A 10,068-nucleotide genomic window follows, 5' to 3' on the forward strand; every position below is an offset into this window, starting at 1 on the left:
CGCGCGAGCCGGAGGATTGGCCTGACTTGTCGCTGGATATGCATCCCAGCCTGCGCGTGCACCGGGTCGCCCGCAACAGCGTGGAGATCTGGCGCGCGATCAAGGACGGAAAGGCGCCGCCGGCGGCGGGTGAAGCCAGTTGCACGGCGTGGGCCGTGTGGCGTAATGACGACCGGGTCAGCCTGTTCCGCTCATTAGACGCGGAGGAACACGCCGTGGTGTGCCACTTCATTGACGGCGGCGATTTTGCCGGAATGTGCGAACGCCTTGCCCAATGGCATCAGGAAGAAGCGGTTCCGACGACAGCGCTGGGCTATCTGCGTAGCTGGTGCGTCGAGGGTTGGATCTCTGCCTGGCGCTGAACAGGTAGGCCGTCGCGCGTGCGGGGCGCATGGAAGGCAGCTGCGGGGATTTGTGTGGCCCAATGGATTGAATCAATCCATTTAATGGGGAATGCATCATGTCCAAATCCGTAGTCGAGCACTCGCCGCGGGAAGCCACCGTCAACGATGGTTTCTGCTGGAAGTTAAAAATTCAGCGATTGGCTCGCATCCGTTACGATCTGTGTGGATTGTTTTTGAGTGGCAGCGGGCTAAAGGTTATTTGATAAACTAGAAGGAATCTTCTGTCAGAGGCTTGCAATGCATAAGGTCTCTTGTTCTCTGATCGGTCTGATGCTGAGTTGCGTAGCTCTGCCAGCAATGGCTACCCAGGCCTGCGGCTTGCATGGAACTGCCGTTCAGATCCTAGGCTCTGGTGGCCCTGAGTTGCAGGACAAGCGAGCCTCAAGTAGTTACTTGGTCTGGCAGGATGGTCGAGCTCGGGTCCTTGTCGACTCTGGCGGCGGAAGCGCTCTGCGGTTCGGCCAGAGCGGGGCGCAGATATCGCAATTGGATGCGGTGGTATTCACTCATCTCCATGCCGATCATAGCGCGGACTTTCCTGCACTAATCAAATCGTCATGGTTTGAAGAACGAAAGCGTCCATTGCCCGTTTTCGGCCCCATGGGAAACAACCTCATGCCTTCGATCACGGAATTCATATCCGTGCTCTTCGGGGAACGAGGGGCCTATCGATACCTCAACGATGTGCTGATGCCCGGTGGTCAAGAGAACTACAAATTACAGGTTCACGAACTGGCCGCCGATTCGGCAGTTACGGTAGTCTTTCGCAGCGGTGATCTGGCGATATCCACTACACGCGTTGTTCACGGACCCATTCCATCCCTTGCTTGGCGTGTGGATGTGGCTGGCAAGTCTGTCGCATTCAGTGGCGATACCAATGGCAACGGAGAGGGGTTTTCCGAATTGCTGGCCGATGTCGATCTATTCGTTGCCCACAATGCAGTGCCTGAAAGCGCCGCGGGAGTCGAGCGACGCCTCCATATGCCTCCTTCTGTGATTGGAAAACTCGCACAGGAAGCTCGGGTCAGATCCCTGGTCCTGTCCCATCGAATGCTGCGCACCCTGGGCAAGGAAGACGCAACCTATGCGGAGATCCGAAAGAGATATGCGGGCCCTATTGTATTCTCCGAGGACCTAGACTGCTTTCCTTTGTGACTACGTAGTAATACGGCAGGCTTTGTATCGCGCAATTTTCTACTAGTCGACTGCCCAGCAAATTAAGACACTACCTAGCCTCAAAGTGAGGCGCGTTCAAAGGCCTCGGGACTGACGCCGCCCAGATGGCTATAGCGGCAGTATGGGTTGTAGAATATTTCGATGTAGTCGAAGACGTCGGCACGGGCCAAATCCTGGGTTTTGCAGACGCGTTTGCGAATGCGCTCTTGAAGCATCCTCGTTAATTCGATCCAGTTGGAAGTAGAGTTCCTCAAGGAGCTCAGCATGAAGAAGTCGAAGTTCAGCGAAGAACAGATCGTCCGGATCCTGAAAGAGGTCGAGGTCGGGGCGAAGGTCGCCGAGACCTGTCGCAAGCACGGGATCAGCGAGCCGACGTACTACGTCTGGAGGTCCAAGTACGCCGGCATGGAGGTGTCGCAACTGCGGCACCTGAAGGACGTAGAGGCCGAACTGGCCCGGCTGAAGCGGATGTACGCGGACCTGGCCCTGGAGCACCTCGCGCTCAAGGACGTCCTATCGCGAAAGCTCTAAGCCAGGCTCAGCGACTGGAGCTGAGTCTGGCGATGCCAACCGCTTACGGGTCGAGCGCCCGGCAGGCCGATCGGACGCTGTCGCTGTCGCGTTCGGCGCGGTACTACCGTCCGCGCATTGGCGACGACGAGGTGCTGATCGCGGCCATCGAAGTGCACTTGAAGGACAACCCGGGGGCACGGCTTTGGCTTGTTGTTTGACGGCGCCTTGCGGCCGGTGGCAAGACCCGAGCCTGGCGGGTGTATACGGCACTGACGCTCAACTTGCCGCGGCGCGGCAAGCGGCGCTTGCCGGACCGCATCCGCGCGCCGCTGGAGATCCCGCCGACCGCCCACCACACCTGGTCGGCAGACTTCATGGCCGATGCGCTGTGGTCGGGGCGCCGCTTTCGCACCTTCAACGTCAACGATGACTTCAACCGCGAATCGATGACGATCGAAATCGACAGTAGCCTGCCTACTCCTTCCGGGTGGTCCGCGCCCTGGATGAGCTGGTCGAGGTGCGCAGCGCTCCCAGACGGCTGCGTTTGGACACGGCCCGGAGTTCATCAGAGATGCGCTGAAGCAATGGGCCAAGCGCCACAACGTCGAGGTGATCCACATCCAACCCGGCAAGCCGACCCAGAACGCCTACATCGAGCGCTTCAATCGAACCTTCCGCACCGAAGTACTGGACCGGTTCGTGTTCTCCGCGCTGACCGAAGTCCGAAGCATGACCGAGGACTGGCGCCACGGCTACAACCACCACTGCCCGCACCGCTCACTGGGCGGGCTTTCACCCATCCACTACGCAACGCCACACTCAACGTCCAACTCTACTTTCGAATGACTCGAAACAACGAGGACGCTTCAAGTCCATCAACAACGCCCAGCGCGCCAAACGACTCTCGTTCGGCAATAGATCCGCCGATACGAGGGTATTCCGGAGCAAATAGATCTCTGTTTACGAGGGTCACCATGCTTCGCCATCGAATTGCTCCTCGCTGACACCAGGAGCTGGGAGGTCAGCACGCCGGAAATCGCCTGATTCGTCAGAAGCGATAGGTCACACCTAACCGAACCGCTCGCGGCGAGCCGGGCATGATGTCATTATTGCTATGCGCGGACGAATAATAATCCTGGTCTAGAATATTTTCGACGTTGAGTTGCATGCGCAGCTTCTCATTGATGTTGTAGAACGCTGCAGCGTCCACTCGGGTGAAGCTCGGAAGCTTCACGGTGTTGTCAGAGGCCACATACACCTCGCCCTGGTGAATCACGCCTAGGCCGATACCCCAGTTCGGGTTGAAATCGTAACGGTTCCACACCGAGAACGAGTTCTTCGGCACTTGGCCGAGACGATTGCCGTTCTGCGCGCCCGGCTGCTGCACTTCGCTATCCTGGTAGGAATAGCCGCCCATGATCTGCCAGGTATCAGTGATCCGGCCTGACGCCTCCAGCTCTATGCCGCGTACACGCTGGCCGTCGACCAATAGCGATTGCGCCGGATTGTTCGGATCGACGATTGCCACGTTGGTCCTGCTCAGCTGATAGATCGCCAAGCTGGTGGTAACCTCAGGGGTGATATCCCACTTCACGCCGATCTCGTCGTTGGTGAACTTTTCCGGATCGAGATTGCGATTGCTGGGGGTGAGCGATGCCAACTGCTCGCCGGCGCGGGGCACGTAGGCCAGGGTGTGGTTGGCATAGATCGAAATGTTGTCCTTGGGTTTGTAAATCAGCCCGACGCGCGGTGAAAACAAATCGTCCGAACTAGACAGGCTGCTGCCATTGCGATTGTTGCGAAGATCGGCCTCGAAGCGATCGAAGCGAACGCCGAGCACAGCCTGCCATTGCGGTGAGAGCTCGATCTGATCCTGGATGTAGATAGCGGCGTTCTTGGCCACGCTGTTGTTATGGGCATCGGATGCCGCCTGGCGGAACGCGATGGGGCCAGTGTAGATCGTTTTGGGCAGCGTCACGAAAGCAGAGGTGACATTGGCACCGACCGCCGGGAAGAAACCGGTCTCGCGGAAGTTGTTAGTCTCCTGGCGCGAAAACTCCGCGCCGACCAGGAACTCGTGCTTGACCGCTCCAGTCTCGACCTTGAAGGTCAGATCGGTCTGGTTGAGCAGGTTCTTACGGGCGGTCAGGTTGTTATATGCAGAAATCGCGACGCGATTATTCGCGGCTGTGTATGTGCCTGCGAATACATTCTGATAGAACTTGTCGTAGTCGGCGTAGCGGGTCTGATTCACGATCCGCGTGTCGTTGCCGAAGTCGTGAGTGACGGTCGCGGTCAATGCATCCACGCGCACCCAGGTAGGGCTCAGCTCGGAATTTCCAAAAAAGGTAGAGGAATCGGTGTGCAGCGGAGCATTTTTTATCGGTAGCTGCGAAGGCACGCCGCGATCGGTCACGCGATCGTCCTCGAAGTGCTCGTAACCGAACGAGATCCTGGTTGCTTCGTTGGCCCGGAAGGTGAGGGTGGGGTTGATCGCCCAACGCTTGAGCTCTACCTCATCGCGATAACTTTCCGAGTCCTCGTACATACCGGTGATCCGGAATGCCGCGGTGTCGCTCATCGCGTGGTTGAAATCGCCAGTAATCCGGCGGTTGTCCCACGAGCCGATGGTGGCGCTGATCTCGCCCTGGTTGGTCCAGTTGGCCAGCTTGGTGACGCGATTGATCAGGCCGCCCGAGCCGCCACGACCGAAGATCATGCCGCTCGGCCCCTTTAGCACTTCAATGCGTTCGACATTGTAAAGGTCGCGGTAGTACTGGACGTCGTCGCGAACGCCGTTGATAAAGAAGTCGGCAGTTGAGGTATTGCCACGCAAGATGGGAGCATCGCGATGTCCTTCGCCCTGGCCCATTTGCACACCAGGCACGTAGCGCACCACATCGGCCATGGACTGCATCGATTGATCGCGGATCAGCTGGTCGGTGATGACCGTGACGGATTGCGGCGTGCCGAGCAACGCGGTATCCGTCTTCATCGCCGAGCTGATGCGCGGAACCTGATAGTTTCCTCGCTCGCCCTGGACCTCGATGCGATCCAGCGTCGTCGCGCCCGTCAGGCTGTGGGCCTGCTGCGCCGACGCATGGGGCGCGTACAGCGCCAGGGAAAGGCCAAACAGCGCGGCGTGGATCGAGATAGAAATGGCAGAAAGCATCGGAGGGGTGTCTGCAGCGGACATGTAGGGAAAACTCGCGAAGTGATGGCGGACTCAGGCCGGAAGTAATGAGAATTATTCGCGTTAATATAGGGGCCCCAATGTCAGGCCACTGTCAGATGCATGCCCAGGCTCCCGACTCGCCACATACAGACAGCACTGCTCGGGTCTTGTTCGTCGAAGACAACCAGAGCCTGGTGGCCTATGTCTTCGCCTATCTGGAGGGAAAAGGGCACATTCTGGACGCCGCGCCCGACGGTGTATCGGGCCTGCAACTCGCGCTCGAGAACGAGTACGACGTCATCGTCCTGGACTGGATGCTCCCGCGGCTGGAGGGCATTGAAGTCTTGCGCCGACTTCGTACAGCGGGTTCGGACGTGCCGGTCTTGATGTTGACCGCACGCGACGAACTCGATAGCAAACTGACGGGGTTTCGCAACGGAGCCGACGATTATCTGGCGAAGCCTTTCGCCATTGCCGAACTCGAAGCACGCATCATCGCATTATCCTTGCGCCGACGAGGCCGCAAGCGCACCTTGCGGGTCGGCAATCTTCGCTACGACGTTACGACGCAAGAAATCTATCGCGGTGATCGATTACTGCAGTTGCATACCGGCTGCCGCACCATCCTTGAAATGCTGATGCGCGAGAGCCCGGGCATCGTGGCCAAAGAACGTCTGGAAGCTGCAATCTGGGGAGATGAGCGCCCGGACCGCGATTTGCTTCGCACCCACATTTATGAGCTTCGTAGACGATTGGAAATCGACGGCGAACCCAAACTTCTATATACGGTCAAGAGTGTGGGCTACCGCCTATCTTCATCCGACGCGAACTCATGAACCGTAGATGCAGCCTATGACGTAATTTGTTGACCGGGATCGTAATATATACGGTGATTCTGTCGGCCGTGGTGGCGTCGCACTGCTGCTGGGTGAACGAGCCCGCCGAACAGTCGGTGTGGGAGTCCATGCTGCATAGCCAGATGCAGTATTTCGCGAGTCGGCTTGTCGGGAAATCTGCATACGAGAGGCCGGATACGAATGCGCTTCGTTTTTACGACGCCTCCAAACTGGCCATGAGCCCCTTCGTGTTGCTTATTCCAGGCGTTCACGATTCCGACCTTGCCACTGCTGCGCTGCGAAGCCGACGGCGAGGTCCGCTTTTCCGAGCTGAGTCCGCATGCCTATCGCCTGGTCGCGCGCATCGGCGACGTACCCGGCCGACGTCCGCCATAACTTCACCTGCGCCGGTCAGCCGGAGGGGGCGCCCGTTTGGAACGCACGCGGGTAACACAACGCGGGGAGGCGGCGACTTGAGGCCGCCTGACCGGAGACATACATCGACCCCGGACCGGGACACCTTCGGAATAAGCCTCCGGGGACAAGAAGGGACAAGGGGGAAACCTCCACCTTCCTATACCCGGAGGCCTATTCCGAGGCCGGATCGGTCCTCGGGCGGCGTAGGCTTCCAGTCAGGCGGCTTCAAGTCGCCGCGTCCTGGCGTTAGTGGTACTCGCGTGCACACTGAGTTGATGCCGATCTTTTCTATCAAGCTCCCCTTATGACTTTGAATCGTGGACTCCTTCCGAGCGTCTCGGTTATCTCCGAATTCTGCATGCCTTCAAGCATAAGCAAGAGAACGTCGCGAAGCCTGCCGCTAAGCAACTCGAATTCTGAGTCTCCAAATAGATCCGCACCGCCAACCGATTCGTCTTTGTAGCGTCGCCTTAAGCGGCCTGCTGAATCCCACGTATCCGTACAGAGCCGATACTAGCTGTGGCGACCTACTCGAATGCTCCCACTCGGAGTTGCTGACGAGGAACTGCTCCCGTGGTTATGGCAGATAAGGTCAGAATCCGCAGCGTCGGATCTTTCTCCAAGAGTCTACGCACGATGAACAAGTCGTTCCGATCCGGCAAGTCGTAGTCGCGAATCACGATATCCGGGCTTGAAGGCGGAACTCCTGACAGCGCGCATGTCGCATTCTGCGCTTCGCTACGATTCAGATGCCGCCGTGTACCAGGATATACCTGGATCCAGTGCACGTAATAATATCGTCATCAATAGATATAGCTCGATCAGGACAAGTCCGGTTGGGAGCATCCGATGCAGGCGTCCATGTTGCGATTGCACGAAGTAGGTGCCGTAGCCATCGGGACGTTACAGCTTTCGTTAGGTGTCCGTGAGCCAATGTGAGTGACACAATGTGTCAGAAAGCACAATTTTGCAGTTAAGGATAACTACAGGCCAAGCCGTGAATATTACAGCTCCTGTTAAAGTACTGATTGCAGATGGCCACCCGATCATTGGCACTACACTCGCGCAAATTCTGCGCACGTCCCTGGGTCCCGACAAACTTCTCGTAGACTCCATTGCCGACTGCGACTGCATGTTACAGGCATTGGATACCGGCGAGTTCGACTACCTGATTTTAGATCCACACACGCTGGGGAGAGTTAGGGACCTGACACTTCTACAAGCCGTACTCCAAAGATATCCAAGACTAGAGACGGTGATCTATACCGGAATGAAGCCTTCTTGCGTCGCATTGACAGCGCTGGAACTTGGAGCTAAGGCGTTCATTCTAAAGTCAAGCGATCCATTGATGGTGATCCAAGCCATATTTTCAGTGACGCCGGGAAGATTTTTTTTAGATCCCGCAATAGATATCTTGTCCGCGAAAAAGCACCCTTGGTTTCGGCTAACCGCTGCAGAACAGGAAGTCATGCTGGCTTTAGCTCGTGGCGAGCATCTACATGCGATTGCACAAGATAGCCACCGTAGCTACAAGACCGTTGCAGCCCATAAATATCACGCATGGAGCAAGCTTGGACTTAGGTCAAAGGCCGAAATTGGCCGATACATGGAGGAATATGGCCTGGGTCACCTGCTTAGATGCAACATTTTTCAATCTGGCTACTGAAAAATTCCAGATGACAGCTCCAAACAAACTTTATAATTCTTTGGCGTTATAAGTATCGATTCCTGGATATCGAGGCTTCTGCGAAGACTAGATACGCTATAGCACGCCGAACCCGGCAGAGATAGCACCGAATCGGCACATAGTTGGGACAGGTCGGTTGGGTCGCCAAGTTGGTCAAATCACTTATCGGCACATCGCTCCTAGCAAGGCATAAGCAACTGGCTTGCACTACGCATGGAGGCAGGAATCTTGATGCCCAGGGAGTAGATTGGACGATCGTTACTTGGAAGCCTCTTGCCAAACAGAACATCAGCCATATCGGCCTTGAATTCATTGATTGCACATAGGCGCGCTATTGGATCCCAGTCCAACCAATTGAGAACATTGACTCGTGGCAATTAGCGTGACTGACAAGAAAGTGGACGCGAGTCGGATGTCCTACGATAGCGAAGTATTGACTATCAGTCAGCCTACCCCGGTTAGATCCAGCCAGAACCCTATAAGGATACTCATTGCTGACGACCACCCGATCATCATCACAGCAATCTCCGAAATGCTGAGCGGTGCTTTCGATTCGGGCAGTATCCGTGTTCACTCGGCTATCGATGGAGATAGCCTGCTACGCGTCATCGGGAGCAATGTCTTTGACTATCTGGTTATGGACTTATACATGCCTGGAAGATTCAAGAGCGTGTCGCTCTTACGCGCCGTGCTAAAGAAACAACCCCAACTCCAAGTGCTCATCTATACGGGAGCAGAACTCCCTTTTCTCGCCCTCACCACGCTTGAGATCGGAGCTCGCGCTTTCGTCTCGAAATCAAGCCAGCCTACGACTATCATCGAAGCAATCACTGCAGTTATGCTGGGTCAAACCTACATCGATCGTGCCATAGATGTAGCCTCGACGAGGAGTCATCCGTGGCTCCAACTCAGTTCGGCGGAGCAAGCAATTATTCTGGAATTGGCCCGCGGTGAGAATCTTCAAGCAATCGCGTTAGACAGTGACCGCAGCTACAAGACCGTCACATCACACAAGTACAACGCCTTGCGCAAGTTAGACTTGAAGTCAAAGGACGAGCTCTTCCGCTATCTCGAGAAGCATGGACTAAGCCACTTGCTCGAGTAAACCACAGTCCACGACTCGACTCGTTGGCATTCGATATGCACGCCCAATAAGTTCCGATGCCGTTCCACAATCAATCGAGTGGGATTCCAATTGCTTCATGAGCCGCTGGCGATCAGGTTCAGCGTTATAGCTGTTTTCGGGGGCGGGGCTACGAAAACTACATTCTCGCTGGGATTACAGCTACTTCTCTAAGGGTGAACTCAGCTCATGAGCCGCGGACCGGTGAGATCTAAGTGACTTGTTGAACACCTTCCATACGCCCGCGTTGCCCTGGATTACGATAATCGACAACACACCGTTTCGCTAGCTACCCTATTGCCCGCGAAAGTGGAGCGTCTTGGAGACTGACTCCTAACAGATGGTGACCGTGATGCGGCGCTAGCTCTGAGCGCATCTCAAATAATACTTATCCGACGCTGAAAACGTATCGCGAGAACTAAAGAAGGGAACTAACTGCGCACAGAGCCCAGATTGGTCGGCGATTCGAATCCTTGCTGGCGCGCCAATTCCCCCACTTCGAAAGGTCTCTGCCGACTTCATCGGCAACCGTAAACCCCTTATTTCCGAGGGTTCTCGCGATAGGCATTGGACCTAGGTCCGCGCTACATCGACCAATCTCCGGCCGAATTCGTGTCGCCTCCCCGTAAACTCACTCCAACCCTAACCAGAGGTCTCCAGGCAAACTAGCCCCAAGGAGACCCAGATGCGCAAGAGCAAATTCACCGAGAGCCAAATCGTCACGACGCTGAAGCAAG

General features: G+C 56.2%; 7 protein-coding genes and 2 pseudogenes. 7 read left to right on the forward strand and 2 right to left on the reverse strand.

All coding sequences use genetic code 11. The features are described from left to right. The 3 genes from ACTOWK_RS23200 to ACTOWK_RS23210 form a co-directional block, all read left to right on the forward strand. Positions 1-362 (forward strand): hypothetical protein (locus ACTOWK_RS23200; protein ID WP_441332442.1); only part of this gene is annotated, 362 nt, incomplete at its 5' end. 98 nt (positions 363-460) lie between these two features. Then, positions 461-607, forward strand: a complete 147-nt coding sequence (locus ACTOWK_RS23205) for a hypothetical protein (RefSeq protein WP_441332443.1) — start codon at positions 461-463, stop codon at positions 605-607. Positions 608-641: 34 nt separating this feature from the next. Then, entirely contained in the window at positions 642-1,559 is a 918-nt protein-coding gene (locus ACTOWK_RS23210; protein ID WP_441332444.1) for an MBL fold metallo-hydrolase, read from the forward strand. Positions 1,560-1,639: 80 nt separating this feature from the next. On the opposite strand, the pseudogene ACTOWK_RS23215 reads toward ACTOWK_RS23210, so the two are convergent. Next, positions 1,640-1,789: pseudogene (locus ACTOWK_RS23215) on the reverse strand (IS3 family transposase); the annotation flags it as partial. Between the two features lie 55 nt (positions 1,790-1,844). Between ACTOWK_RS23215 and ACTOWK_RS23220 the strand changes: the two are divergent. Continuing rightward, a pseudogene (locus tag ACTOWK_RS23220) lies at positions 1,845-2,939 on the forward strand (IS3 family transposase). A 202-nt stretch (positions 2,940-3,141) separates the two neighbouring features. Here the strand turns inward: ACTOWK_RS23220 and ACTOWK_RS23225 are convergent. Further along, a complete protein-coding gene (locus ACTOWK_RS23225) occupies positions 3,142-5,289 on the reverse strand; it encodes a TonB-dependent receptor (protein WP_441332445.1) in 2,148 nt (715 codons plus the stop codon). A gap of 95 nt (positions 5,290-5,384) precedes the next feature. Between ACTOWK_RS23225 and ACTOWK_RS23230 the strand changes: the two genes are divergently transcribed. From ACTOWK_RS23230 to ACTOWK_RS23240, 3 genes are all read left to right on the forward strand, one after another. Continuing rightward, complete coding sequence (locus ACTOWK_RS23230; protein WP_441332446.1) at positions 5,385-6,104, forward strand: response regulator transcription factor; 720 nt, start codon at positions 5,385-5,387, stop codon at positions 6,102-6,104. 1,414 nt (positions 6,105-7,518) lie between these two features. Further along, a complete protein-coding gene (locus ACTOWK_RS23235) occupies positions 7,519-8,187 on the forward strand; it encodes a response regulator (RefSeq protein ID WP_441332447.1) in 669 nt (222 codons plus the stop codon). 403 nt (positions 8,188-8,590) lie between these two features. After that, positions 8,591-9,313, forward strand: a complete 723-nt coding sequence (locus ACTOWK_RS23240) for a response regulator transcription factor (protein ID WP_441332448.1) — start codon at positions 8,591-8,593, stop codon at positions 9,311-9,313. Positions 9,314-10,068: the final 755 nt, after the last annotated feature.

It is taken from the genome of Lysobacter sp. CA196, from assembly GCF_052078695.1.
In the GTDB taxonomy this organism is placed as follows: Bacteria; Pseudomonadota; Gammaproteobacteria; order Xanthomonadales; family Xanthomonadaceae; genus Lysobacter.

Coding starts and splice junctions, on each gene's coding strand:
- ACTOWK_RS23205 (WP_441332443.1), top strand. CDS start 461: ATGTCCAAATCCGTAGTCGAGCACTCGCCGCGGGAAGCCACCGTCAAC.
- ACTOWK_RS23210 (WP_441332444.1), top strand. CDS start 642: ATGCATAAGGTCTCTTGTTCTCTGATCGGTCTGATGCTGAGTTGCGTA.
- ACTOWK_RS23225 (WP_441332445.1), bottom strand. CDS start 5,289: ATGTCCGCTGCAGACACCCCTCCGATGCTTTCTGCCATTTCTATCTCG.
- ACTOWK_RS23230 (WP_441332446.1), top strand. CDS start 5,385: ATGCATGCCCAGGCTCCCGACTCGCCACATACAGACAGCACTGCTCGG.